We start from the raw sequence: 24,433 nt of genomic DNA, 5'->3' as shown, positions 1-24,433 counted from the left end.
TCCGCTCCGGAGCAGGAGAACGTAGCTACGTTCCTCCTGCTGCGGAGCGGATCTCCTGCGTTCACCACTGATGCCTGCCTTGCGCGATCGCGTCTGAGACCTCGCGCTCGACGAGTGTCCAATCATGCATGACCTGCTGGTAACTGAACCGCAGGACGGTGTGACCGGACAGCGCGAGGCGGCGATCCTGCGCGAGGTCGCGGCTCCGCTGTGATGCATCCTGGTGCGGGGCGTGTCCATCGAATTGCAGGATAAGGCGCTCGCCGACGAGACCGTCGACACGGTGACCGTCGACCACGACCTGCTGACGCATGTGAATCCCGATCCGCGCGAGACGGATGCGAGGTATCGACTCGATGCCGGAGTCGGAGAGGTGGCTGGTGCGGTCGATCACCCTCCGGAACCGGCGGGAACGGGTGGGCATGAGTCTGAGCCGGTCGAGGTCGGCATCGCCGATGCGGACAGCCGACTCGAAGACCACGAGTCCGCGTTCGAACGGTTGGCACTCGGCGATGTGGAAGAGTGCATTGACCGGTGGCTGCACCAGCGTGCGGGCGGACACTGGTGCCGGGGTCGCGCTCCAATGGAGCCGTAGCCCTGATTCGATCGTCGCGGCAGACGTCGACGGGACGGAGAGGTGGACGAGTCCGTCGGAGAGGTTCCACCAACCGCGACGACCGGCGATCGTCAGACACGTCAATCGTCCTCCGCGCGTCGCCGCGAAGAGCAGTTGGGGATCACACGCTTCGGTCACCAGCCAGTTGCGTCTGACGACTCGGACCGAGCCTGATCGCTTCGCGCATTCGATGCCGTGCCTGGTCGCTCCGGCATCAAGCGCGTCGAGACGATGCACGATCCCGTCGTGCCGGTCTATCCACGGGCTGAGGTCCATCACCTCAGCCTCGCGGGCTGGGCAGGGCCACGGCCGCCGCCCCGGGGAGACGGGGATGAGCTGCCCGAGAGCCTGCCCTGTGGAGCACAGGAGATCCGCTCCGGAGCAGGAGAACGTAGCCACGTTCCTCCTGCTGCGGAGCGGATCTCCTGCTTCGGGGCTGCGCGGACCTACGTGTTCTTCACCATCTTGTCGGTGATGATCTGCATGACCGTGGTGTCGGCGAGCGTCGTCGTGTCGCCCACCTCGCGGCCCTCGGCCACGTCGCGCAGGAGACGGCGCATGATCTTGCCCGAGCGCGTCTTCGGCAGTTCGTTCACGAGGTAGACCTCGCGTGGGCGGGCGATCGGACCGATCTGTTCGCCGACCCAGCTGCGGAGCGCGCCGGTGATGTCCGCGAGTCCGGACGCCTGCTCGAGGTGGGACTCCTTGATGATGACGAAGGCGACGACCGCCTGCCCGGTGGTCTCGTCGGCCGCACCGACCACGGCGGACTCGGCCACCATCTCGTTGGCGACGAGCGCCGACTCGATCTCAGCGGTGGAGAGTCGGTGTCCGGAGACGTTCATGACGTCGTCGACACGGCCGAGCAGCCAGACGTCGCGGTCCGAGTCGAGCCGTGCGCCGTCGCCGGCGAAGTAGAAGGGGCCGCCCTCGACGTCCCAGAACTTCTCCCAGTAGGTCTCCTTGAACCGCTCGGGGTCGCCCCAGATGCCGCGGAGCATCGACGGCCAGGGCTCGGTCACGACGAGCAGTCCGCCGCCGCCGGCACCGACCGCGTCACCGGCGTCGTCGACCACGTCGATGGCGATGCCCGGGATCGGGACCTGCGCGCTACCGGGCTTCGTCGACGTGACACCGGGAAGGGCCGACACCATGATCGCCCCGGTCTCCGTCTGCCACCAGGTGTCGACGATCGGCGCGACCTTGTTGCCGATGATCTTGCGGTACCACATCCACGCCTCGGGGTTGATGGGCTCGCCCACCGAGCCGAGCAGGCGGAGCGACGACAGGTCGAACTGCTTCGGGATCTTCCGGCCGAGCTTCATGAAGGAGCGGATCGCCGTCGGAGCCGTGTAGAAGATGCTGACGCCGTACTTCTCGATGATCTCCCACCAGCGTCCCGGGTGCGGGGCGTCCGGTGTGCCCTCGTAGAGCACCTGCGTCGCGCCGTTCGCGAGGGGGCCGTAGGTGACGTAGCTGTGGCCCGTGATCCAACCGATGTCTGCCGTGCACCAGTACACGTCGGTCTCGGGGTGCAGGTCGAAGACGTTCTTGTGGGTGAACGCCGTCTGCGTCAGGTAGCCACCCGAGGTGTGCAGGATGCCCTTCGGCTTTCCGGTGGTGCCGGAGGTGTACAGGATGAAGAGCGGCTGCTCTGCGGGGAACGGCTGCGCGTCGTGCTCGGGTTCGGCGTCGGCGATGGCCTCGTGCCACCAGAGGTCGCGTCCGGCCGTCCAGTCGACCTCGTTCTCGCCGCGACGGACGACGAGCACGTGATCCACGGTCGCCTGCTCGGGCAGCTCGCCGCGGCTCGCGAGCGCCGCGTCGACGGCGGGCTTGAGCGCGGAGACCTTGCCCTTGCGGTAGCCGCCGTCGGCGGTGATGACGAGCTTGGCCTCCGCGTCGTCGATGCGGGAGCGCAGGCTGTCCGCGCTGAACCCGCCGAAGACGACCGAGTGGACCGCGCCGATGCGCGCGACGGCGAGCATCGAGACGATCGCCTCCGGGATCATCGGCAGGTAGATGGCGACCCGGTCGCCGGCTTCGACGCCGAGGCTGGTGAACAGGTTGGCCGCGCGCTTGACCTCTGCCGTGAGTTCGGCGTAGGTGATGGTGCGGGTGTCGCCGGGCTCGCCCTCCCAGTGGAGGGCGACGCGGTCGCCGTTGCCGGCCTCGACGTGCCGGTCGAGGCAGTTGTAGGCGACGTTCAGCTCGCCGTCGTCGAACCAGGTCGCGAAGGGAGGGTTCGACCAGTCGAGGGTCTTCGTGAACGGCTTGCTCCACGTGAGCAGCTCGCGGGACTGCTCGGCCCAGAAGGCGAGCCGGTCACTCGACGCCCGCTCGTAGAGCTCGGCGCTGGCGATCGCCTGCGCGGCGAACTCCTCCGACGGTGGGAATCGTCGGTCTTCGTGCATCAGGCTGTCGATCTGCGTGCTCATCGTGTGTGTCTCGCTCCCTTGCGAATCCGCGTTCCTGACCCGACCTGCCGAGGCGGGTCGAGTCCGTGCCATGCACGAGCGTAGCGCGTTCTCGGTTGCGGATTTGTCACTCATCCGAACAAATTCGCGGGCCCAGTCTGTGAATGATCTGGGCATGGTAGGGAAACCACTCGATCTGGGGTCGTCTGAGTGCTTGTGTTCCCCGTTCACTGGCGTACACTTGGACCCGGCCGAATACACATTCGTGCATGCAGTGCTAGCGATTCCCCCCAATCCGGCACTGTAGAGGCGGCACCCATTCCCCCCAATGGGTGCCGCCTTCTTCTGTCTCCGGCGCCGGCTGCAGGTGGCTACCGGCGAGTATTCGATTATTGCTTATAGTTCTGCCACTATCAGCTCTATGCTTCTGAGATGACCGATCTCCTCCTGGCCGTCGTCGTCGACATCGTCGGTTCCCGCCGTCTCGACGATCGCACCCGAGCTCAGCGCGCGATCCAGAACGTCTTCCTGCAGGTGGAGGCCACCTGGCCCGCCGAGCAGCCGCTGCGTCCCACGGTCGGCGACGAGTTCCAGGTCGTGTACGCGGACGTCGCGACCGCACTGCGAGCCACCACCCTCGCGCGACTGCTGTTCCCCGCGGAGGTCGATTGCCGGTTCGGCCTCGGCTGGGGCGAGGTCACGGACATCGACGCCGGGCAGGAGGCCCGCATTCAGGACGGTTCCGCCTGGTGGCGGGCCCGAGCCGCCATCGACGAGGCGCATCGGCGAGAGGACAAACGTCAGCCGTACCTGCGATCGTGGTTCGAGGGCGAAGCGCCCCAGGACGGAGACGCCATCGTGAACGCACTCCTCACCCTGCGCGACCACACGATCGATCAGATGCGGAACCCCCGACAGCGACAGCTCGCCGCGGGCGCGCTCCTCGGCCGATCGCAGGAGTCGATGGCTGCCGAAGCCGGCATCTCGCAGTCCGCGGTGTCGCAGAACCTGCAACGATCGGGCGGTGCCGCGCTCGTCTCGGCCCTCGACCTGCTCGCCGGATCGCCGGCCCGATGATCACGGCCGTCCTGCTGCTCATGATCGGGGTCGCCGACCTCTGTCGAGGTGTGGCCCGCGGCCCGCGCTGGTCCCCGGTGATCGGGCTGGTGGTGGTCTGGCTGTTCGCCGTGCTGGGCCTCGGGCTCGACTGGTGGTGGCCGACGCTGACCGGCCTCGTCGCCCTCGGATGGATCATGGCCATGCCGTCCTCGGACGCGTCACGACCGCGCGGGTTCTGGCCCGTGCTCCTGCTCGGTCTCCTCGTCGTCGTCTCCACGCTCGTGTTCGGGGCGGGCGGGACCGCCGACAGCCCCGCTGCACAGGTCTACGCGGGCTTCGACCTCGGCGTGCTGCAGGAGGTGCCCCTGGTTCTCGCCGTCGCAGCCGGGTCGACGCTCGTCTTCCTCACGCGGAGCAGCAACCTCATCGTGCGGGCGTCGCTGCGCCGCGCGCGTGAGGACGACGAGCCGCAACCGACCGCGGCACCCGCCTCCGCCTGGACGGTCATGATCCGCGGACGCGAGTTGGGGAGCGTCGAGCAGAGCGCCACGCCGCGGCGTCCGACGACACAGCTGCTCGGCGGCCGACTCATCGGCCCGCTCGAACGCGTCTTCATCGTCGTCCTCGCGCTGAGCGGCACCGGCATGGTGATCGCCGCCCTCGTCGCGGCGAAAGGCATCGTGCGCTTCCCGGAGATCTCCGAGGATCGCGGGGTCGGCGGCAAGGCGGAGGAGTTCCTCGTCGGCAGCTTCACGAGCTGGGCGATCGCTGCTGCTGCGGTGCTCTACCTCTGGGTGATCGCCGCCGGCTGACGCGACACGGGGTCCCGCGTCGGTTTACGCGGGACCCCGTGTCTCATCGCTGCTCGAGAAACGCCGCGAGCTGTTCCTGATCGGGGTACGACGCCTGGGCGCCGGCGCCGGTCGCCGCGTAGCTGCCGACGGTCGAGGCGAATCGAGCCGCGTCGACGAGCTCGTCGCCGGCAGCGAGTCGCAGCGCGAGAGCACCCATGAACGCGTCGCCACAGCCGGTGGTGTCGACGGCGTCCACCGTCGGCGACGGAACCGACGTCGGGTCGGCCTCGCCGTCGATCACGACACTGCCCGCGGCCCCGGTCGTGACGACGGCTCGTCGGATGCCGTGGCTGCGCAGTGCCGTGGCGGTCGCCTCCCACCCGGCCCCCTCCGGGTCGACCCCGGCGAGATCGGCGGCCTCGTGCTCGTTCACGAGGAGGACGCCGGTCGCCTGGAGGAGCTCCTCCGGCACCGGACCGTAGGGGGAGAGGTTGAGGAGTACGAGCGCGCCGGCCGCAGCGCCCCTCCGGGCCGTCTCGAGCACGGTGTCGATGGGTACCTCGAGGCACAGGCAGACGACGCCGGCACCGTCGAGCGCCGTCCACGCCTCGCCCATCCGGTCGGGCGTGAGGGTGCCGTTCGCCCCGGGCGACACGATGATCGTGTTCTCCCCGGCGTCGTCGACGGTGATGACCGCGGTGCCGGTCGCGACGTCGTCACGTCGGGCGATCCGGGTGACGTCCACTCCCGAGCTCGAGAGCGACTCGAGCAGGAGCGACCCGTGCGCGTCGTCGCCGACCGCGCCGACCATGGTGACGTCGCCGCCGAGTCTGCCTGCGGCGACCGCCTGGTTGGCGCCCTTGCCGCCGGGGATGACGGCGAGTTCGGATCCCGTGAGCGTCTCCCCGGGCTGCGGGAAGCGTGCAGTGCGGACGACGAGGTCCGCGTTCAAGGATCCGACGACGACGATGCGTGGACTCTGCATGGTGACCCTCCTAGGCTGCCGAGGCGGTCTCGGCCGGACGGACCTCGGCGCCGGCGGGCTTCGGGATGAGGAACGACACCAGGAGGGCGACCGCGGTGATGCCCGCGCCGACCAGCATGGCACTCGTGTACCCGGCCGTCGACGTCCCTCCGGCGGGTGCGACGGCGATCTGGACGGCGGGGAGGACGACGAAGCTGAGGCCGGCGCCCAGGTTGAAGGCGCCCGCGTTCAGGCCGGGCAGGAAGCCCGGGTTCTCCTTCGGCGACAGGACGATGCCGAGCCCGTTGAGCATGATGTTGCCGATGCCCGCGTAGGTCGCACCGATGAGGACGGTCGTCGCGATGAGGACGGGGAGCGAGTGCACGCCGACGAGCGCCATGATGACGATCGAGACGATGCTGCCGATGAGACCGATGCGGAGCACGTTCAGGTAGCCGAGCGTTGGCGCGAGACGACCGGCGAACGGGCCGACGAGCCAGCCGACGAGGGCGTACGGCGTCAGGAACGCGAGCGAGGCGAGGTCGGCCTCCATGCTGAAGCCCGCGTCGGCGTTCTGGGCGATCGAGGTGACGAGGCCGTTGGCGACGGCGAAGACCCCGGTCATCGTGAGCAGCGTCGTGAGCAGGAGTGCCCAGGTGCTGCGCTGGCGGAGGTACTTCGTGGCGACCAGTGGCTCGGCGACGCGGTTCTCGACGGTCCAGAAGATCGCGAATGCGACGAGGGCGACGACGATGAACCCGCCGACGAGCAACCAGTTCGCCGCCGCGAGCTTGCCGGCCTCGTTGAACGCGGTGAGCAGTGCGGCGATCGACACGACGAGCGGGAGCACGCCCCACCAGTCCATCCTCGTGCCCTTCGAGGGCTGCGAGTTCGCGGCCCACAGGACGACGAACACGATCGCGACGGCTGCGACGACGGCCATGGTCCAGAAGACGGATCGGAAGCCGTGGTTCGTGACGAGCCATCCGCCGGCGAGAGCGTCGATCCCGGCGATGCCGCCGTTGACTGCGGTGATGAGGCCCATCATGGCGCCGTACCGCTTCGGGTCGGTGACCTCGGCGCGCAGCATGAGCAGGGTGATGGGCACGACCGGTCCGGACACGCCCTGGATGATGCGGCCGACGAACAGCATCTCGACGTTCACGGCGAGGGCCGCGACGACGGTGCCGACGAGCATGATGACGAGCATGCCCGTCAGGACGCGCTTCCGGCCGACGATGTCGCTGAGGCGGGGGAGGAAGACCGAGAACAACGCCGCCGTGGTGAAGAACATGGTCTGCGAGAGGCCGATGGTGGCGTCATCGGTCTGCAATTCGCGCGCCATGCTGACGAGCGCGGGGCTCAGCATGCTGGCGTTCAACTGGAACGCGACGCAGGCGGCGAGCAACGCCGTCATGAGGGCACCGACGCGGACGGCGGGCTTCGTGGAGTTCAGGAGGTCGCTCACAGCTCGATCTCCCCGATGTTCTCGAGGGCGTCGGTGACGAGGCCCCAGAAGCGTGCGTGGTCGAGCTCGGTCGCGGCCCAGGTGCTGCAGTCGTCCGGAGCCGGGCTGCGGAAGTCGGCGACCGTCATGCCGAGGGTGAGCGTGCCCGTGAGTTCGATGTCGATCGGTACCTTGACGGTCCGCACGATCGTCGGGTCGATCACGTAGGCGACGGCGCACGGGTCGTGCACGGGCGGGCTGTCGAAGCCCTGCGCGTCTTTGTAGGTGGTGCCGAAGAACTCGAGCAGCTCCTCGACGAAGCGTGCCGGGCCGGTGCCGATCGCGGCGATCCGCTCGACGACCTCCGGGGTGGCGAGGGCCTGGTGCGTGAGGTCGAGGCCGACCATGACGACGGGCCAGCTCTCGTTGAAGACGATGTGCGCGGCCTCGGGGTCGATCTTGATGTTGAACTCGGCCACCGCCGACCAGTTGCCGACGTGGTAGCCGCCGCCCATGAGGACGACCTCCTTGACCCGCTCCACGATGCGCGGCTCCTTGCGGGCTGCGAGGGCGATGTTCGTCAGGCCGCCGGTCGGGACGAGGGTGATCTCGCCCGGTTCGTGCGACATGACGAGGTCGATGATGAGGTCGATGGCGTGCCGGTCGTCGAGGGCGATCGCCGGTTCGGGGAGGACGGGGCCGTCCATGCCCGATTCGCCGTGGATGTCCGGCGCGTTCTCGAGCGGGCGCACGAGCGGGCGGTCGGCACCGGCGGCGAACGGCACGTCGGTGATCCCGGCGATGCGGGCGACGGCGAGGGCGTTCCGGGTGACCTTCGGGAGCGTCTGGTTGCCGACGACGGTCGTGACGGCGAGCAGCTCGATCTCGGGGTTGCCGTGTGCCAGGAGGATGGCGATCGCGTCGTCGTGGCCTGGGTCGCAGTCGAGGATGATCTTGCGGGGCATGGTTCTCCACATCGTTGGGGTGCTGGGGAAGCGGGCGGCAGGTCACGTAAAGCGCTTCAGGTCCGCCGGGAGCAGCCTACGTCAAGCGCTTTAGGTTCGCCAAACCGGGTCGTTCGGCCCAGGGTTCCGCGGCCCCGATACGATCGACGGGTGCCCCTCGAACCGAACGATCCCCGGCCACGCGCCGCCCGTCGCGTGACGGCGGCGATGGTGGCGGAGCGGGCCGGGACGTCGGTCGCGACCGTGTCGCTCGTCGCCAACGGCAAGGACGCCGGTCACGTGTCGGCACAGAACGCCGAACGGGTGCGCCAGGCGATCGCCGAGCTCGGCTACGTCGCCGACCACGCCGCGCGGGCGCTCGCGAGCGGGTCGAGCAACCTGGTCGTCTTCGTGACGCCGGATGCCTCGAACCCCTACTTCGGTGCGGTGATCCGCGGGCTCAGGGCCGGCCTCGGCGACGCCTACCAGCTACTCGTCTCAGTGACCGGGGAGGGCGACGTGCCCACGGCGGCGGCGCTCGGCCGACTGGCGGCCCTCCGACCGGCCGGGGTCGTGGTCGACGCGCCGAGCGAGGCCTTCCTCGAGGAGCTCCGGCTGGACGCCGCGCTCGTGTTGCTCGACGCACCCCGCCTCCCGATGACGACGGCGGAGGCCGCGTCCGGTGCCGTCGCCGCCGACCGACGCGCCGTCTCCGTCGACTTCGACCTCCTCGGCGGTGTTCGCGCGCTCCTCGACCACCTCCACGTCCTGGGTCACCGTCAGCTCGGGTACCTCGGTGGGCGCACCGCGACGGACACGTTCCTTCTGCGTCGACTGCTGCTCGAGCGCGAGGCCGCCGTGCGCGGGATGCGCGTGCACGCGGACGATCGCGCGGAGAGCATCATCGACCTCGAAGCGGCGGCCGAGGCGTTCGTCGACAGCTGGCCGCGGTGGCGCGACGCCGGGGTGACCGCGTTGGTCTGCGCGACCGACACGCACGCGTACGGGGTGCTGCAGTCGGCGCGGGCGATGGGCATGCCGGTGCCGGGTGAGCTCGCGGTGGTCGGGTTCGACGACCTGGCGTCGTCGGTCGTGAGCGACCCGCCGTTGACGAGTGTGCGGTTGCCCGGTGAGGCGCTCGGTCGCGCGGGCGCCGAGCAACTCCTCGCCCGGATCGAGGGTCGGACGGTGGCACCCGCCCCGGTGATCGCGGCGGACCTCGTCATCCGCGCCTCGACGATCGGTCGCTGAGGCGCACTGAGGTTCGCCGACGACGCTCCACAAGCGAGGCCGGTCTCGTGAGCTTGCGAGGTCAGCGTCTCCGCGCCTCGGGGTTCGAGCCTGGGCTTCTACGCTCGCCGCATGTCCGATCGATTCGTCGTCTCCATCCCGCCCGAGGTCACCCCTTCTGATCCGCCGGGGGCGTCGGCCGACGCCGAACCCGCGCGTGCGACCGAGTCGCGCGGCGTCACGGCGCTCGCCGACTTCGGCGCGCTCGCGCCCTACCTCGCCGATCCGGGGGTCACCGACCTCTTCGTCAACGGCTCGTCCGGCCTCTGGCTCGACCACGGTGCCGGGCTCGTGCGGGAGGCGGGATGGCGCTCCGATGAGGCGACCATCCGCGCGCTCGCGGTGCGCCTGGTGGCGAGGGGCGGGCGGCACGTCGACGAGGCGACGCCGTGCGTCGACGTGCGTCTGCAGGACGGGGTGCGGGTCCACGTGGTCCTCCCGCCGGTGTCGACGCGAGGGACGCTCCTGTCCATCCGGGTGCCACGGGACGAAGCGCTGGGGTTCGATGCGCTACAGGCCTCCGGGATGTTCCCGGCGGCGGTCGCCGAGCTGCTGCGCGACGCCGTCGCGGCCCGGACGAACATCCTCATCACCGGTGCGGGCGGCTCCGGGAAGACGACGCTCCTCGGCGCCCTGCTCGGCCTCGCCTCGCCAGCCGAGCGGCTCGTCGTGATCGAGGACGTCGCGGAGCTGCGGATCCTCCACCCGCATGTCGTCGCACTCCAGTCGCGCCAGGCCAACCTGGAGGGGGCCGGCGGTATCGACCTCGAACGCCTCCTGCGCGAGGCGCTCCGCATGCGTCCCGACCGGCTCGTCCTCGGCGAGTGCCGGGGGCCCGAGGTGCGTGAGCTGCTGTCGGCGCTCAACACCGGGCACGACGGCGGTGCAGGCACCCTCCACGCGAACTCCGTGACCGACGTGCCCGCCCGTTTGGAAGCGCTCGGTGCGCTCGCCGGCATGAGTCAGGAGGCTGTGGCCCGTCAGGCGACGAGCGCGATCGGACTCGTCGTGCACCTGGCACGGCTCCCGGTCGGACGGCAGGTGGTGGCGGTCGGTCGCCTCCTGATCGACGAACACGACCGCCTCTCCGTCGAGGAGTTGCCGTGACCCGGCTGCGGGTCCTGCGGCGGGTGCTCGCGGCGCTTCCCGGCACGGCTCAGCCCGACGAGGACGGTCCCGCCCGCGTGGCGCGCACCACTCGACGTCTGGCCGTGCTGCTGGGCGCCGGTGTCGCACCCGGCAGCGCCTGGAGGCATCTCGCCCTGGAAGCCGACGCCGATGCGCGAACGCGATCAGCAGCGGTGTCCGTCGGCCTCACGGCGGATGAACCGGACGACGAAGCCGGCCCGACGAACGATCATCGGGCCGACGCGGCGGTGCTGTCAGCGGTGGCCGATGCTGCCGCGCACGGCGGCGACCTGCCGGCGGCGATCGCCGCCATCGCTGATCAGGAGACGAGTGCCGGCGCGCGCACGGCCTGGGCGGGCCTGGCCGCCGCTTGGCAGGTCGCTGCCATCAGCGGCGCGCCGCTCGGCGTCTGTCTGCGCGACCTCGCCGGGTCGCTGCGCGAGTTGGACCGCATCGGTCGCGACGTCGGCACGGCGCTCGCCGGACCGTCCGCGACGGCGAGGCTGGTGCTCTGGTTGCCGCTCGTCGCCGTCCTCCTCGGGATGGCCCTCGGCTTCGACACGCTGCGGACGCTCTTCGCGACACCTCCCGGGCTCTGTTGTCTCGCGGCCGGTGTGGTGTTCCTCATCGTCGGTGCGCGCTGGAGTTCGGCGCTCAGTGCACGGGCGGCCAGGCGCGACCCCGCGCCGGGGTTGTCGCTCGACCTCGTCGCGGTGGCGATGGCGGGTGGGGGAGCGGCGCCGGAGGCCCGGTCGATCGTCGAGGAGGCGTGCGAGCGGTTCGCCGTCCCCTACGACGGTGCCACGATCACGGGCGTCCTCGCGCTCTCGGCCAGGGCCGGGATCCCCGCCGGTGAGCTGCTCCGCAGCGAGGCGGAGCAGCAGCGTGATCAGGCACGGTCCGATGGCGAGCGGGCTGCAGCGATCCTCGCGACCCGCCTCATGATCCCGCTCGGGGTCTGCATCCTGCCGGCCTTCCTCCTCGTCGGTGTGGCTCCGCTCCTCCTCAGCGTCGTCACCTCGACGACGCTCGGGTTCTGACCAACGGTTCGACGCCGACCTGCTTGCTTCCGTCGCGGGGCTGCTTCAGTCGCGGGAGCATGGCAGTGCGCGCCAGCAGCGTGCTCCGACGAGCACGGCGACGGCGATGATCACGAGTGGCACGAGGATCCACGCGACGTCGCCGGACCAGCCGACGCCGATGCCGTCCTCGTTGGCGAAGGCGAGCACGTCGACGAAGAAGAACCGTGCGTGCGCTTCATCGAGTGTCGACTGCTCGACCACCGCGAGCATCCCGAGGGTGAACAGGGCGAACGAGAACCAGTAGGCGAGGATCGCGACGCCGCCCCAGATGACCCCGATCGACCAGGTCGGTCGCAATCGGGCCGGGTCGTCGGCGTAGCGGGCGGCCAGGGCGCGTGGTGAGCCGAGGTCGGCCAGGGCGATCGTCATCGGTCGCCGATCGACCGAGAGTTCGTCTCGCAGCGAACGGATGATCGAGCGGCGTTCCCGCCCCGTGACCACAGCTTCGAGGTGCCAGTCGAGGCGCTGCAGGTACGAGTCGCGTCGCCAGCGGTCCGCGAAGCTCAGTCCGCGTGCAGCGCGCTCGGCGAGCAGGTCATCCGCCGTCGGGTGCTTCTGGTCGATCATGCTGATGCTCCTTCAGGGTGAATTCCTCGTTCGGCGATGTCGGTCATCGCCCTCCAGCGGGCGATGGCGTCGAGCCTCGCCGCGTCTCCTCGTTCGGTGATCGCGTAGTACTTCCGTGCTGGGCCGCCCGAGGAGGCGACCCGACGCGCGGTCACCAGTCCGTCGCGTTCGAACCGGCTGAGGACCGGATACACGACGCCGGTCGCCAGATCGGCCAGACCGAGGGCTCGGAGACGTTCGACCAGCTCGTACCCGTAGGTCTCACCGCGGTGCACGGTGGACAGGATGAGCATCGGCAACACGCCCCGGAGGAGTTGCGAGTCGCGCGCCGCCAGCTGTTCATCCATGACTATTACTCAAGCATGAATAGCGGTCGGGTGCAAGGCGAGATCGCTCCACAACCGGCCGGTCGACGCGGCCCGTCGCCGACGTCGGCTCTGCTCGCGCGTCGCTGGACGCGTTCGCCGAACATGGAGGTGTTCGTGCCACGAGCGCAGCACTCCGGTGCGGGGAAGGAACATCATGATCACGATCGGTCGTCGAATGGGACACAGCGTCACGCGCGAGGTCCGGCGCATCCTGCAGGACGAACGGGGGTCCGCCACGGCGGAGTACGCGGTGGCCACCATGGCGGCCGTCGGGTTCGCAGGTCTCCTGGTCGCCATCCTTCGCGGAGACGAGGTGCGGGGCATCCTCACCGACCTCATCCGACGAGCCCTGACGGCGAACGGCTGAGCCGTGCGGCTGAGTGTGCCGACATGCCGTTCGGAGGATGGCGCGGTGACGGCGGAGTTCGCGGTCGTCGTCCCGGCCGTCGTCCTCGTGCTGGCGATGGGGCTCTCGGCGGTGCAGGTGGGGCTGACCCAGCTCCGCGCGACCGACGCGGCTGCGGACGCCGCCCGGAGTCTGGGGCGAGGCGACGACGCCGGGACCGCGGCGGGTCGGGTCGCGCGCGTCCTGCCGGGGGCGACCATGACGAGTGGGGCGGAAGGCGACCTCGTCTGCGTGCGGGTCGACGCCGTCGGCGGATCCGGCCTGGCCGGCATCGTCCCGGTATCGGCCTCCTCGTGCGCCATGGGTGGCGGCCGGTGAACGTGCAGCCGCGCCGTATCGGGCTCCGCGCGACGGAAGGCCTGCACGACGAGACCGGAGCCGGGTCGGTCCTGGCGGCAGGCGTCCTCGGAGCCCTGATCGCCGTCCTCCTCGCGACGCTGCCCGTGGTGACGCTCTTCGCCGCTCATCAGCGAGCGGCGAACGCGGCGGACGCAGCCGCGTTGGCGGCAGCCGACACCGCGTCCGGCAGGCTCCCAGGCTTCCCCTGCGAAACTGCTCGCATGGTCGCGGCGCGTAATGCGGCGTCGCTCGGCACCTGCAGTGTGGAGGGCGTCACCGTCCTCGTCGACGCCACTGTCGACACGGCCTTCGGCGCCATCACGGTCGCTGCAAGAGCCGGACCTCCTCCTGAGGAGTCCGACGCCGTCGCCGGGGTGCCCGTGACCGCCACCTATTAAGAGGTAGCGGTGCGACCGGTCAGTCCTGACTGGAGCCGGTCGTGAAGACCGCCTCCAGGAAGCGGTAGTCGACCGCGCTCGGGGCGCCGGAGTCGTCGTACTCCTCGCCGGTCGTCCGGGCGTACCGGTAGACCTTGCCGGCGGTGCCGCTCGGCACGTCGACGGTGGGCGTCGGTGATCCATGGTCGCTGAGTCGGGCACTGATCGTCTTGCCCTCCAGTGGACCGTCGGTCAACTTCACGGTGTAACTCGTCCGGGTACTCATGGCAGACATTCTGCTCCGAACGCCGCAGAACGCAAGGGGTTGGACACGCGCGTGGCCGCCCCACGATTGGACAAGCCTGCTGTGCACGTGTGTATGGTGTGCCTGATGGAAGGAGCCTCGTGGCAGGCAAGAAACTCGTGATCGTAGAGTCACCGACCAAGATGAAGTCGATCGCCGGATACCTCGGTGACGACTACGAGGTGCTGTCCTCGGTCGGTCACATCCGCGACCTCATCGAGCCGAAGAACCTTCCCGCCGAGCTCAAGAAGGGCTCGCTCGGCAAGTTCTCGGTCGACGTCGACAACGGCTTCGAGCCGTACTACGTCGTCTCCGACGCGAAGAAGAAGACCGTCGCGGACCTCAAGCGCGCACTCAAGAACGCCGACGAACTCCTCCTCGCGACTGATGAGGACCGCGAAGGCGAAGCCATCGCGTGGCACCTCCTGCAGGTCCTGCAGCCCAAGGTCCCCGTCAGCCGCATGGTCTTCCACGAGATCACCAAGGACGCCATCCTCGCCGCGAAGGACAAGACGCGGCCCCTCGACACCGACCTCGTCGACGCCCAGGAGACCCGCCGGATCCTCGACCGTCTCTACGGGTACGAGATCTCGCCCGTGCTCTGGCGCAAGGTCGGCCCCGGACTGAGCGCCGGACGCGTGCAGTCCGCCGCCACCCGACTCGTCGTCGACCGGGAGCGCGAGCGCCTCGCCTTCCGCGCCGCCTCCTACTGGGACGTCATCGCCCGCTTCCTCCCCGAAGCAGAAGCCACCGGAGCGCCCTTCACCGCGCGCCTCGTCCGGCTCGACGGCGACCGCGTCGCCACCGGCCGCGACTTCGACGACCTCGGACAGCTCAAGGGCAGTGCCGTCCCGCTCGACGAACAGCGGGCCACGGCGCTCGCCGCGGCACTCGAGCAGTCGAAGGCGACCGTCCTCTCCGTCGAGTCCAAGCCGTACTCCCGCCGTCCGGCGGCTCCCTTCACGACCTCCACGCTCCAGCAGGAGGCCGGTCGCAAGCTCCGGTTCTCCGCTCGCCAGACGATGAGTGTCGCGCAGTCGCTGTACGAGAACGGCTACATCACGTACATGCGTACCGACTCGCCGTCGCTGAGCAAGCAGGCGATCGACGCGGCGCGGAAGCAGGCCGCTGCGCTCTACGGTGCTGAGACGGTGCCCGACAAGCCGCGCCTCTACAGCGGCAAGAGCAAGAACGCGCAGGAGGCGCACGAGGCGATCCGTCCCTCGGGCGACACGTTCCGCACGCCGTCCTCGCTCGCATCGACCCTCCGCGGCAACGACTTCAAGCTGTACGACCTGATCTGGAAGCGCACCGTCGCAAGCCAGATGGCCGACGCGAAGGGCTCCACGGCGACGATCACGCTCGAGTCGAAGACCGACGTCGGCCGCGCCGAGTTCACCGCCTCCGGCACCGTCATCACCTTCCGCGGCTTCCTCGCCGCCTACGAAGAAGGCCAGGACGAGGACCGCAACTCCCAGGACGACGCGTCCGAGGCGAAGTTGCCGCCCCTCACCGAAGGCCAGCAGCTCGGCATCGAGGACCCGGAGGCGAAGGGGCACGAGACCTCGCCGCCCCCGCGCTACACCGAGGCCAGCCTGGTGAAGCGACTCGAGGAGCTCGGCATCGGCCGACCGTCCACCTTCGCATCGATCATCTCCACGATCATCGACCGCGGCTACGTGACGCAGCGCGGCCAGGCGCTCATCCCCAGCTGGGTGGCGTTCAGCGTCGTCCGTCTCCTGGAGGAGTACTTCGAGGAGCTCGTCGAGTACGACTTCACCGCTGAGATGGAGAACGACCTCGACCGGATCGCCGGCGGCTCGGTCGACCGCGTCGACTGGCTCAAGGGCTTCTACTTCGGCGACGACTCGGGTCGCGGCCTGCGTCAGGTCATCGACAACCTCGGCGACATCGACGCCCGCCGCATCAACTCGATCGTCATCGACGACGGCGTCACGCTCCGGATCGGCAAGTACGGCCCGTACCTCGAGGTCACGCCCGACGGTCCGCCGCCGGCCGAGGGGGAGGAAGCCCCGACGCCGCGTCGGGTCAACCTGCCCGAGGACCTCGCACCCGATGAGCTGACGCCCGCGAAGGCGCACGAGCTCATCGACGCACCCGTCGTCGGCGACCGCGTCATCGGCGTGAACCCGACGACCGGTAAGGAGATCGTCGCGAAGGACGGACGCTTCGGCCCGTACATCACCGAGGTCGACCCGGAGCCCGAGGCGGAGCTCTCCGTCGACACGGCGACCGGTGAGGTGACCGAACCTGCTGTGGGCGCCAAGAAGAAGGCCCCCGCCAAGAAGAAGGCGGCGGCCGAGAAGCCGCGCACCGCATCGCTCTTCAAGTCGATGGACCTCGCGACCATCGACCTCGAGACCGCGCTCAAGCTCCTCGACCTGCCGCGGGTCGTCGGCGCCGACCCCGAGTCGGGCGAGGAGATCCTCGCGCAGAACGGCCGCTACGGTCCCTACCTCAAGAAGGGCACCGACACCCGGTCGCTCACCTCCGAGGACGACATCTTCGCGGTCGACCTCGCCGGTGCCGTCGAGCTGTTCGCCCAGCCCAAGTACGGAGCCAGGAAGGCGTCGAGCGCCCTCAAGGAGTTCGAGGCCGACCCCGAGAGCGGGAAGCCGATCAAGATCAAGGACGGCCGGTTCGGCGCGTACGTGACGGACGGCGTGACCAACGCGACGATCCCTCGTGGCGAGCAGGTCGAGGACGTCGACTTCGAGCGAGCGGTCCAGCTCCTGGCGGACAAGCGTGCGAAGGGCCCGGCGAAGCCGAAGGCCGGTCGCAAGGCTCCCGCGAAGAAGGCACCCGCGAAGAAGACTCCGGCCAAGAAGACCCCCGCCGCGAAGACGGGGACCGCCAAGGCGACGGCCACGAAGTCCGCGTCGGCCACGTCGACCGCCCGTTCGGAAGCGGCGAAGAAGGCTGCCGCGACGCGCGCCGCGAACAAGGCGGCCGCGGCGAAGGCCGACGCCGTCACGTGAGCGGGGGAGGACGCCCTCGGGGCCTGTACATCACCCTCGAGGGTGGCGACGGCGTCGGGAAGTCGACGCAGGCGCGGCTGTTGAGCGACTGGTTCGAGCAGCAGGGGCGGACGGTCGTCCGGACCCGCGAGCCGGGCGGCAGTGAGCTCGGTGTCGAGATCCGCGAGATCGTGTTGCATCACCGAGGCGACATCAGCCCACGTGCCGAGGCCCTGCTCTACGCGGCGGACCGCGCACACCACATCGCCACCGTCGTGCGCCCGGCTCTCGCGAGGGGCGAGGTCGTCCTGCAGGACCGGTACCTGGACTCGTCGGTCGCCTATCAGGGCAGCGGACGCGTGCTCGACGCCCAGCAGATCCGCGACATCTCGCTCTGGGCCGCCGAGGACCTCCTGCCCGACGTGACCGTCCTGCTCGACTTGGACGTCGCCGTCGCCCGCGGCCGTCTCGACAACGCCAACAAGCGATTCGACCGGCTCGAGGCGGAGGCGCAGGACTTCCACACCCGGGTGCGGGAGTCGTTCCTGGCCCTCGCGGCCGCGGAGCCCGAGCGGTTCCTCGTCGTCGACGCCGCGCTCCCGCCCGAGCGACTGGCCGCCGACATCCAGGCCCGCATCGCGCCGCTCCTCTGAGTGCACATCCTCTCGGTCCCTGAGCCTGTCGAAGGGCTCCGCCGGCTCACGTCGGTACCGCCCGGTATCCTGGACGCATGGCTTCCTGGACCGACTTGACGGGTCAACGCGACGCGATCGAGCTCCTCCAGTCGGCGTCGGACCCGATCACGCCCAAGGGCCTCACCCACGCCTGGCTCATCACCGGGCCGCCCGGTTCCGGCCGGTCGACCCTCGCCTACGCCTTCGCCGCCGCGCTCCTCAGCCGCGAGCCCGGGGGCGACGACGTCACCCGTCGTCAAGTGGAGGCCCGCACCCACCCTGACCTCTCCGCCTTGAGCACCGATCGCGTGATCATCACGATCGACGAGGTCCGCGACCTCGTCCGGAACGCCTACCGCGCGCCGTCCGTCGGTCGCTTCCGCGTCATGGTCGTCGAGGACGCCGACCGCATGACCGAGCGCACCTCCAACCTGCTGCTGAAGTCGCTCGAGGAACCGCCGAGCAGCACGATCTGGGTGCTGTGCGCACCGAGCGAGGCCGACCTGCTGCCCACCATCCGGTCGCGCGTCCGCTCGGTCCGCCTCGGCGTCCCAACCATCGACGACGTCGCGGAGCTGCTGGAACGGCGTGACGGCGTGGCGCCCGAGCTCGCCGAACGCGCCGCCCGCGAGGCGCAGAGCCACGTCGGCATGGCCCACCGCCTCGCGACCGACCCCGGCGCGCGGCAGCGCCGTGAGTCCACGCTCCGTGCCGTGCTCGACATCCGGAGCGCCGGCCAGGCGGTCGTCACCGCTGGTCGCCTCCTGGAGCTGGCGGGCGACGACGCGAAGGCGTACACCTCGCTGCGCGACGAGGCGGAGCGGGAGAGCACCCTGCGCTCGCTCGGCGTCGAGCCCGGCCAGTCGGTCCCGCCGGCCCTCCGCTCGCAGGTGCGGGCGATGGAGGAGGACCAGAAGCGGCGCGCGACCCGCAGCCTGCGCGACGGCCTCGACCGGATCATGGTCGACCTGCTCTCGCTGTACCGAGACATCGTGCTCCTGCAGCTGGGGCACGACGCCACGATCATCAACCGTGAATTGCGTCCGGAACTCGAGGAAGCCGCTCGCCGGACGACGCCTGCGGTTACGATCGAAACCTTGGAGGCGATCTCCGTCGCCCGCACACGAATCGAAGGGAACGTCGCCCCGGCGCTGGCCTTGGAGGCCATGCTCGTGTCGGCGGTCCGGTAGGGAGCCTCTGTGACTTCGCCCAGGCAGCAGCCGTCGGACTCGACGGGATCGACCGGTGCATCCCGTCGCAGGGGTCCCGGTGCGCGCCGTACGGCGCGGGTCGCCCTGGTGGCCGGTCTCGCGGTCGCGGCGCTCACCCTGAGCGGGTGCGTGACCGCCTTCCTGCCGCCGAAGGCCGCCGAGCCGACGACGTCGTCCTCCTCGCCGGCGACGAGCGACGTCGACGCCGAGCTGAAGCCCTTCTACGAGCAGAAGCTCGACTGGAAGACCAGCGGCTGTGCCGACGGCTTCGAGTGCGCCACGGCGAAGGCGCCCATCGACTGGGACAACCCCTCGGACGGCGAACTCTCCCTGGCGCTCGTGCGGCACCAGGCCACGAACGGCAAGCCGATCGGCTCGCTCTTCATGAACCCCGGCGGCCCGGGTGGTTCCGGTTACAGCCTCGTCGCCGACAGCCTCGACTTCGCGGTCGACAAGGACCTCCAGGAGAACTTCGACGTCGTCGGCTTCGACCCCCGCGGTGTCGGGAAGTCGACGCCGGTGAAATGTCTGACCGACTCGGAGATGGACGCCTACCTGTACGACGTCACGCCGGGGAAGCGCGGTTCCGACGAGTGGATCGCCGCGAACGAGAAGGCCGCGAAGGACTTCGGCGACGCGTGTGCGGAGGAGACGGGCAAGATGCTCGAGTTCGTCGACACGCAGAGCGCGGCGAAGGACCTCGACATGCTGCGCGCCGCCGTCGGCGACAAGCAGCTCTACTACCTCGGGTACTCGTACGGCACCTTCCTCGGTGCGACGTACGCGGAGCTCTTCCCGAAGAACGTCGGGCGCCTTGTGCTCGACGGCGCGATCGACCCGTCGACGTCGAACTTCGAGGTCGTCAAGGAGCAGGCCAAGGGCTTCGAGAGTGCTCTGCGCGCCTACCTCGAGGACTGCATGACTGGCAAGGACTGCCCGTTCAGTGGCTCGGTCGACAGCGCGATGACCGAGATCAAGACGCTCCTCGACGAGGTCGACGCGAACCCGATCCCCGGTGACGACGGACGTGAGCTGGGCGGCAACACGCTGCTCACGGCGATCATCTACCCGCTGTACCAGGCCGATGCCTGGCCGTACCTCAGCCAGATGTTCGACGAGGTCATGCAGGGCGGGACCGACATCGCGTTCCAGTTCGCCGACGGCTACAACGGTCGCAACGAGTCCGGCAAGTACGCCGACAACCAGACCGAGGCCTTCAACGCGATCAACTGCCTCGATTACAGCTACGACGACGACAAGACGAAGATGGCCGACGAAGCGACGCAGCTGGAGGAGGCGGCTCCCGTGATCGGCGAGTACATGGCCTACGGCGACACGTTCTGCGCCAACTGGCCGTACCAGACGCGGACCGAGCGTGGGGAGATCCACGCGAAGGGCGCAGCGCCGATCCTCGTCGTCGGGACGACGAACGACCCGGCCACGCCGTACGTCTGGGCGCAGAACCTCGCGGAGCAGCTCGACAAGGGTCAGCTGATCACCTACAAGGGTGAGGGTCACACGGGCTACAACAAGGGCAGCGACTGCGTGAACCAGGCGGTCGATCAGTACCTCATCGACGGCACGGTGCCGTCGAAGGACCCGATGTGCAGTTGACGGCGGGATCCTGATGACCATGACGGCGCCGGCTGAACTCGGGCTTCGCGAGCGGAAGCGGCTCGCGACGCGTCGGGCGATCCAGCACGCGGTGCTGACGCTCGCGAGTGAGCAGGGGCTCGAGAACGTGACGGTCGAGGAGGTGAGCCGTCGGGCGGAGGTCTCGCCGCGGACGTTCTTCAACTACTTCGGGACGAAGGAGGAGGCGCTGATCGGCGACATCCCGCTGATCCCGGACGGCGACGCCCTGCACGCCTTCCTGACCGCCGGGCCCACCACCGACGTGCTCACCGATCTGGGGGAGCTCCTGGCCCGGACCGTGGGGGACGCCGACGAGGACGTCGAGATCCACCATCTCCGCAAGGACGTGCTGCGCGACCACCCGCACCTGCTGGGTGCGCGGATCGCGAGTATGCGCGGCTTCGAGGAAGGCCTCTACAAGGTCGTCGAGCGGCGGGTGCTGAACGACGACCCGACGCTCGCGGAGGACGCCGAGGCGCTGTTCGACCGCTGCTGGATGGTGACGATGGTGGGCTTCGCCGGCCTGCGCCACGCGTGGCGTTGCTGGGCCGATGCGCCGACGCCCGGGTCCCTCGCCGAGCGGATCCGTCGTTCTTTCGCCGAGCTGTACACGACGGTCCAAAAGCTGCGCTAACATGGATACTCGTGCGCCGGGCGACCAGCGCACACGCCGCCCTAGCTCAGTCGGCAGAGCATCTCACTCGTAATGAGAAGGTCAAGGGTTCGATTCCCTTGGGCGGCTCCACCAGCATCACTCGGCCGTTGCCCTGGAAAACCCAGGTCAACGGCTTTTTCTATGTCGCCCCGGAGGCCGGCTCGAATTGCCAAGACGGGCGACAGCTGCCGGATAGGCACGAAAATGTAGCAACGCGTGTAGCAACGCATGTAGCAACGACCCCGCGGACGACGGCGAACAAGGATGAACGTGCACGGTCATGCTGGGCCTGCTGTGGGGAAGTCGAGAGCGGCGTTCATCGCGTCTGAGGCGTTCCGAAGCGTCGTCGGCGCGACGTGGGAGTAGATGTCGGAGGTGATAGCCATATTGGCGTGCCCGAGGATCTCCATGACCGTGCGCATCTGCACGCCCTGGGCCAGAAGGAGCGATGCGCAAGTGTGGCGCATGTCGTGGAAACGGATCCGGCGCACGTCTGCAGCGGTGATCTCTTTGTCGAAGCTGCGCCGGAGGTTGCTAGGTTCGATCGGTGTGCCTGTCCGCGTGGTGAAGACGAGCCCTGAGTCGAACCAGGCTTCGCCGGCGGCGCGTTGATCGGACAGTTGGTGGGCTGCTCGTGTTCTGAGCGCAGCGATGGCCCTGGCGGGTAGCGGCAGCGTCCGACGCGATCGCGCGGTCTTCGTCGGGCCGATCGAGATCCCCTGCCCGGTTCCGGCGCGATGAGCGGTCTGCCGCACGCGGAGCTGTGTTCGCTCTGCGTTGATATCAGCCCAGCGCAGGCCGAGCAATTCTCCCCGGCGAAGTCCGAGCGTCAGCGCGAGTACGTAGAGCTCGGCGAACTGCGAGTCACGGCTCGAATCCAGGAAGCTGGAGGCCTCCTCTGCGGTCCACGGCTCGACTTCCTGGTGCTCGATCTTGGGCGCGCGGACGAGTGATGCGACGTTGCGTCCGACGTGCTGCTCGCGTGCTGCTTCGGCGAGGATGCTTCGGAGCACAGCGTGAGCAAGCCGAACGGTGTGGGCCGAGACGCCAGTGTGTGCGATGCTGCTGTGCATTTCTCGGACGTGTTGTGGTGTCAGTTGTTCGAGCTTCTTTGCGCCGAGTGATGGAATCACGTGTTTCTGCAGAACCCACTCGTAGTTGGCTCTGGTCGTCGGGCGGAGCGCATTCGGTGCGATGTGCGTCAGCCAGTGCTCGGAGTAGGTCTTCACGGTCCAGCCCGAGACGGCGGTCGGGACGCCTGCGTCGGTCTGTGAGATGAGGTCCCGGAGCTTGGCTGCGACCTGCGCCTTGGTGTGTCCGTAGACGGTTCGACGTTTTCGTGCTCCGTTCGCGGCCAGCACGTATGCTGCGCCAGTCCATTGGCCGTCCTCGCGCCTGTAGATCGAACCTTCGCCGTTGGCGCGTTGGCCCACTACGCGTCTTCACCGGACAACGTTCGGGCGAAGCGATGCAAGGCTGCGACCGGAATGCGACGTGCGCGTCCGATCTTCACGCTGGAGAGCTGACCGAGTCGAATGAGATCGTAGACCGTGGAACGGCCGACCCCGAGCGATTCAGCAGCTTCCTCGGCAGTGAGCATGAGCTTCTCTACAGGCATGGGGGCAGTCCAATCTGAAGGCGGGGGACCGGCGGCGACCGGCACAGTCCCTTGTCGCACCCGGGAACCTTCGGCGGACCTCCCCTCCTGACTCGGTTCCAGTGGGCTGGGCGGTCGCCAGGGCTCCAGACTTCAGACCACTCTCTTGCTCGCCTCCTACCATCAAGCACTCAGGCGACGATGCCGATCCTCAGCGTTGAACGGTAACGCTGCCCAGCGGTACGTCCTCGAATTGCGTCGTCGGTCTGAGTGTCTTTGGTGCCATTGACGCGCGCGGTCCGCCGTTGCTTCTCGCAACAGGTCTGAAGTGGGGTCTCAGCGCGATGCACTCTTAGGAAGAGTCGCTTACGGTACCCTCGTGCGACGCGCGGGAAAGCGCAAGGCTGGAGCCGATCGCCAAGATGCCGGACTGGCAGAGAACGAGTGCAATCGCGATCCCCGGACCCACCCACCCACTGTGTCCACGGCCCAAACAGAGGGACTGCGTGATGAGGGCAAGGACCAGGCCAATGACGCAGTCGAAGAATAAGACCCCTACGACCAGCGACCCCAGTACGAAAGGATCTCGTTTTGGCGGCGTTTCGAAACGGCGTGTTCCTCGCTCGCGCCTGATACTGACACCGGCAGAGATACCTTCTCGGAGCGTCCGAGCATTTCGAGAAATCTTCGTCATGTCACCTCGGTCAATTCGTCGATCGCGTGCAGAACGAGCACTGAGTCGCTCATTGGAAGAACCCGAAGTGCATGCTCCACGACGGCATCTGCGGTCAGATCGACCGATTGCAACTGACGCAGCCGCTCGAGTGCGTCTGGCGCGGTCACCAAAACAGAGATCGCGTCCGGAACTTCATTCGGTCGATGGAGACGAAGACGGCGGCTCGCTCGCGACGCGAGAAATCTACCGATCCACTCTCGGCTGGCATACGCGTCGATGTTCCACCTCCCGTTTCGCAACACCCCAACGAGTTGCCCCGTTGTCAGGTAGTACTTCACGAGGGAGTAGCTGAGGTAGAGCCGCTTTGCGATGTCAGCAAGATGCACTGGTTCTGGGAGGTCGTCAAGGAAGTCCTGAACGACGGCCTGTTGCAGGGCGTGGCGCTTGTTTTGAATCTCGCACAGCGATGCCGGGGGTTCGGTGTTCATTGGTGTCCTTGAAGATGTGTGCGAGCGCAGAGGCGGGCTGCGAGACCAGAGGATGTTCCTCGAGGGATTCGGGCGTTCGGACCCCAAGGTCAACCAAAGAACGGGCTGGCGCGCGCATGGAGATCCGGCTGATCGTCCTAGGCATCTGGGAGCTGAAGCCTCGTGGCGAGTCGGGTGTGGGGGCTAGGAGGCAATCGGTCATCATCACGCTTGGACGCCTGCGACGACCGAACAGATTCCATTCAGCCGTTTGGCCGCGAAGCCGTCAACGCCGGACGGGTGAAACCACGCGACATCTACCATTCCGGTACCCGGCCAGGCGTCGTCCGTTGGTCCCTGGTCGAGGACCAAGCTCTCAGGGAGACCGAATCTATTGAGAAGTCGGACGGTCGAGGGTGGCCGCGAATGCCATCGCGC

At 68.7% G+C, this 24,433-nt stretch carries 24 protein-coding genes and 1 tRNA gene; 14 read left to right on the top strand and 11 right to left on the bottom strand.

The window, feature by feature from the left end:
- Positions 1 to 61: 61 nt before the first annotated feature.
- Together BWO91_RS14880 and acs are read right to left on the bottom strand one after the other, a co-directional pair.
- Positions 62 to 892, bottom strand: a complete 831-nt coding sequence (locus BWO91_RS14880) for an endonuclease domain-containing protein (RefSeq protein WP_079003123.1) — start codon at positions 890 to 892, stop codon at positions 62 to 64.
- 170 nt (positions 893 to 1,062) lie between these two features.
- Positions 1,063 to 3,054, bottom strand: a complete 1,992-nt coding sequence (gene acs / locus BWO91_RS14875; RefSeq protein ID WP_079003122.1) for an acetate--CoA ligase — start codon at positions 3,052 to 3,054, stop codon at positions 1,063 to 1,065.
- Positions 3,055 to 3,465: 411 nt separating this feature from the next.
- On the opposite strand from acs, the gene BWO91_RS14870 reads away from it, so the two are divergent.
- Entirely contained in the window at positions 3,466 to 4,110 is a 645-nt protein-coding gene (locus tag BWO91_RS14870; RefSeq protein WP_079003121.1) for a SatD family protein, read from the top strand.
- A complete protein-coding gene (locus tag BWO91_RS14865; protein WP_079003120.1) occupies positions 4,107 to 4,904 on the top strand; it encodes a hypothetical protein in 798 nt (265 codons plus the stop codon). The genes BWO91_RS14870 and BWO91_RS14865 overlap by 4 nt, the downstream gene beginning before the upstream one ends.
- A 43-nt stretch (positions 4,905 to 4,947) precedes the next feature.
- On the opposite strand, the gene BWO91_RS14860 is transcribed toward BWO91_RS14865, so the two are convergent.
- The 3 genes from BWO91_RS14860 to BWO91_RS14850 are packed head-to-tail and all read right to left on the bottom strand — an operon-like array spanning position 4,948 to position 8,262.
- Complete coding sequence (locus tag BWO91_RS14860) at positions 4,948 to 5,871, bottom strand: ribokinase (RefSeq protein WP_079003119.1); 924 nt, start codon at positions 5,869 to 5,871, stop codon at positions 4,948 to 4,950.
- 10 nt (positions 5,872 to 5,881) lie between these two features.
- A complete protein-coding gene (locus tag BWO91_RS14855; protein ID WP_430929509.1) occupies positions 5,882 to 7,318 on the bottom strand; it encodes an MFS transporter in 1,437 nt (478 codons plus the stop codon).
- Entirely contained in the window at positions 7,315 to 8,262 is a 948-nt protein-coding gene (locus tag BWO91_RS14850) for a nucleoside hydrolase (RefSeq protein ID WP_079003118.1), read from the bottom strand. Before BWO91_RS14850 ends, BWO91_RS14855 begins: the two co-directional genes overlap by 4 nt.
- 150 nt (positions 8,263 to 8,412) lie before the next feature.
- Here BWO91_RS14850 and BWO91_RS14845 point away from each other — a divergent pair, with 150 nt between their 5' ends.
- The 3 genes from BWO91_RS14845 (at position 8,413) to BWO91_RS14835 (ending at position 11,699) form a co-directional block, all read left to right on the top strand.
- Positions 8,413 to 9,492, top strand: coding sequence for a LacI family DNA-binding transcriptional regulator (locus tag BWO91_RS14845; protein ID WP_346425804.1), 1,080 nt, complete (start codon positions 8,413 to 8,415; stop codon positions 9,490 to 9,492).
- 111 nt (positions 9,493 to 9,603) lie between these two features.
- Positions 9,604 to 10,638: a TadA family conjugal transfer-associated ATPase gene (locus BWO91_RS14840; protein ID WP_079003117.1), complete on the top strand. Its 1,035-nt coding sequence runs from the start codon at positions 9,604 to 9,606 to the stop codon at positions 10,636 to 10,638.
- On the top strand, positions 10,635 to 11,699 hold the full coding sequence (locus BWO91_RS14835; RefSeq protein WP_079003116.1) for a type II secretion system F family protein: 1,065 nt from the start codon (positions 10,635 to 10,637) through the stop codon (positions 11,697 to 11,699). Before BWO91_RS14840 ends, BWO91_RS14835 begins: the two co-directional genes overlap by 4 nt.
- A 45-nt stretch (positions 11,700 to 11,744) precedes the next feature.
- On the opposite strand, the gene BWO91_RS14830 is transcribed toward BWO91_RS14835, so the two are convergent.
- A complete protein-coding gene (locus BWO91_RS14830) occupies positions 11,745 to 12,308 on the bottom strand; it encodes a hypothetical protein (protein WP_240555526.1) in 564 nt (187 codons plus the stop codon).
- Positions 12,305 to 12,655 carry a PadR family transcriptional regulator gene (locus BWO91_RS14825; protein ID WP_079003115.1) on the bottom strand — a complete coding sequence of 117 codons (351 nt, stop codon included), beginning with the start codon at positions 12,653 to 12,655 and terminating at the stop codon, positions 12,305 to 12,307. The genes BWO91_RS14830 and BWO91_RS14825 overlap by 4 nt, the downstream gene beginning before the upstream one ends.
- A gap of 196 nt (positions 12,656 to 12,851) precedes the next feature.
- Between BWO91_RS14825 and BWO91_RS14820 the strand changes: the two genes are divergently transcribed.
- Genes BWO91_RS14820 through BWO91_RS14810 form a run of 3 tightly spaced genes read left to right on the top strand, consistent with a single transcriptional unit; the run spans position 12,852 to position 13,819 of the window.
- A complete protein-coding gene (locus BWO91_RS14820; RefSeq protein WP_079004005.1) occupies positions 12,852 to 13,043 on the top strand; it encodes a DUF4244 domain-containing protein in 192 nt (63 codons plus the stop codon).
- 45 nt (positions 13,044 to 13,088) lie between these two features.
- Positions 13,089 to 13,400, top strand: a complete 312-nt coding sequence (locus tag BWO91_RS14815; protein ID WP_240555524.1) for a TadE family type IV pilus minor pilin — start codon at positions 13,089 to 13,091, stop codon at positions 13,398 to 13,400.
- Positions 13,397 to 13,819 (top strand): Rv3654c family TadE-like protein, encoded by a 423-nt coding sequence (locus BWO91_RS14810; RefSeq protein ID WP_167620508.1) that lies wholly within the window; start codon positions 13,397 to 13,399, stop codon positions 13,817 to 13,819. The genes BWO91_RS14815 and BWO91_RS14810 overlap by 4 nt, the downstream gene beginning before the upstream one ends.
- 19 nt (positions 13,820 to 13,838) lie before the next feature.
- Here the strand turns inward: BWO91_RS14810 and BWO91_RS14805 are convergent, their stop codons facing one another.
- Positions 13,839 to 14,084, bottom strand: a complete 246-nt coding sequence (locus BWO91_RS14805; protein WP_079003113.1) for a hypothetical protein — start codon at positions 14,082 to 14,084, stop codon at positions 13,839 to 13,841.
- 119 nt (positions 14,085 to 14,203) lie between these two features.
- Here BWO91_RS14805 and topA point away from each other — a divergent pair, with 119 nt between their 5' ends.
- The 6 genes from topA (at position 14,204) to BWO91_RS14775 (ending at position 21,345) form a co-directional block, all read left to right on the top strand.
- Positions 14,204 to 17,101 carry a type I DNA topoisomerase gene (gene topA, locus BWO91_RS14800; RefSeq protein ID WP_276207374.1) on the top strand — a complete coding sequence of 966 codons (2,898 nt, stop codon included), beginning with the start codon at positions 14,204 to 14,206 and terminating at the stop codon, positions 17,099 to 17,101.
- Positions 17,098 to 17,733 carry a dTMP kinase gene (gene tmk, locus BWO91_RS14795; RefSeq protein WP_079003112.1) on the top strand — a complete coding sequence of 212 codons (636 nt, stop codon included), beginning with the start codon at positions 17,098 to 17,100 and terminating at the stop codon, positions 17,731 to 17,733. Before topA ends, tmk begins: the two co-directional genes overlap by 4 nt.
- A gap of 77 nt (positions 17,734 to 17,810) precedes the next feature.
- The gene (locus BWO91_RS14790; protein WP_064294662.1) at positions 17,811 to 18,944 is read left to right on the top strand and encodes a DNA polymerase III subunit delta'; all 1,134 of its coding nucleotides are present in this window, start codon (positions 17,811 to 17,813) and stop codon (positions 18,942 to 18,944) included.
- A gap of 9 nt (positions 18,945 to 18,953) precedes the next feature.
- Complete coding sequence (locus tag BWO91_RS14785) at positions 18,954 to 20,579, top strand: alpha/beta fold hydrolase (RefSeq protein WP_079003111.1); 1,626 nt, start codon at positions 18,954 to 18,956, stop codon at positions 20,577 to 20,579.
- A 19-nt stretch (positions 20,580 to 20,598) separates the two neighbouring features.
- Positions 20,599 to 21,234, top strand: coding sequence for a TetR/AcrR family transcriptional regulator (locus tag BWO91_RS14780; RefSeq protein WP_240555523.1), 636 nt, complete (start codon positions 20,599 to 20,601; stop codon positions 21,232 to 21,234).
- 35 nt (positions 21,235 to 21,269) lie between these two features.
- Positions 21,270 to 21,345: transfer RNA gene (locus tag BWO91_RS14775), tRNA-Thr, on the top strand.
- A gap of 188 nt (positions 21,346 to 21,533) precedes the next feature.
- Here BWO91_RS14775 and BWO91_RS14770 read toward each other — a convergent pair.
- The 3 genes from BWO91_RS14770 to BWO91_RS14760 form a co-directional block, all read right to left on the bottom strand.
- The gene (locus tag BWO91_RS14770) at positions 21,534 to 22,688 is read right to left on the bottom strand and encodes a site-specific integrase (protein ID WP_079003109.1); all 1,155 of its coding nucleotides are present in this window, start codon (positions 22,686 to 22,688) and stop codon (positions 21,534 to 21,536) included.
- Positions 22,688 to 22,873: a helix-turn-helix domain-containing protein gene (locus BWO91_RS14765; RefSeq protein ID WP_079003108.1), complete on the bottom strand. Its 186-nt coding sequence runs from the start codon at positions 22,871 to 22,873 to the stop codon at positions 22,688 to 22,690. Before BWO91_RS14765 ends, BWO91_RS14770 begins: the two co-directional genes overlap by 1 nt.
- 669 nt (positions 22,874 to 23,542) lie before the next feature.
- Entirely contained in the window at positions 23,543 to 24,016 is a 474-nt protein-coding gene (locus BWO91_RS14760) for a hypothetical protein (RefSeq protein ID WP_079003107.1), read from the bottom strand.
- Positions 24,017 to 24,433 lie beyond the last annotated feature (417 nt).

The sequence above is a fragment of the Plantibacter flavus genome (assembly GCF_002024505.1).
Lineage (GTDB): Bacteria > Actinomycetota > Actinomycetes > Actinomycetales > Microbacteriaceae > Plantibacter > Plantibacter flavus_A.
Note: the sequence above shows the minus strand (reverse complement) of the source record. Positions and strands in the feature narration are given on the sequence as shown.

Coding starts and splice junctions, on each gene's coding strand:
- BWO91_RS14825 (WP_079003115.1), bottom strand. CDS start 12,655: ATGGATGAACAGCTGGCGGCGCGCGACTCGCAACTCCTCCGGGGCGTG.
- BWO91_RS14840 (WP_079003117.1), top strand. CDS start 9,604: ATGTCCGATCGATTCGTCGTCTCCATCCCGCCCGAGGTCACCCCTTCT.
- acs (WP_079003122.1), bottom strand. CDS start 3,054: ATGAGCACGCAGATCGACAGCCTGATGCACGAAGACCGACGATTCCCA.
- BWO91_RS14820 (WP_079004005.1), top strand. CDS start 12,852: ATGGGACACAGCGTCACGCGCGAGGTCCGGCGCATCCTGCAGGACGAA.
- BWO91_RS14850 (WP_079003118.1), bottom strand. CDS start 8,262: ATGCCCCGCAAGATCATCCTCGACTGCGACCCAGGCCACGACGACGCG.
- BWO91_RS14865 (WP_079003120.1), top strand. CDS start 4,107: ATGATCACGGCCGTCCTGCTGCTCATGATCGGGGTCGCCGACCTCTGT.
- BWO91_RS14870 (WP_079003121.1), top strand. CDS start 3,466: ATGACCGATCTCCTCCTGGCCGTCGTCGTCGACATCGTCGGTTCCCGC.
- BWO91_RS14880 (WP_079003123.1), bottom strand. CDS start 892: ATGGACCTCAGCCCGTGGATAGACCGGCACGACGGGATCGTGCATCGT.
- BWO91_RS14790 (WP_064294662.1), top strand. CDS start 17,811: ATGGCTTCCTGGACCGACTTGACGGGTCAACGCGACGCGATCGAGCTC.
- BWO91_RS14780 (WP_240555523.1), top strand. CDS start 20,599: ATGACGGCGCCGGCTGAACTCGGGCTTCGCGAGCGGAAGCGGCTCGCG.
- BWO91_RS14830 (WP_240555526.1), bottom strand. CDS start 12,308: ATGATCGACCAGAAGCACCCGACGGCGGATGACCTGCTCGCCGAGCGC.
- BWO91_RS14860 (WP_079003119.1), bottom strand. CDS start 5,871: ATGCAGAGTCCACGCATCGTCGTCGTCGGATCCTTGAACGCGGACCTC.
- BWO91_RS14760 (WP_079003107.1), bottom strand. CDS start 24,016: ATGAACACCGAACCCCCGGCATCGCTGTGCGAGATTCAAAACAAGCGC.
- BWO91_RS14765 (WP_079003108.1), bottom strand. CDS start 22,873: ATGCCTGTAGAGAAGCTCATGCTCACTGCCGAGGAAGCTGCTGAATCG.
- BWO91_RS14805 (WP_079003113.1), bottom strand. CDS start 14,084: ATGAGTACCCGGACGAGTTACACCGTGAAGTTGACCGACGGTCCACTG.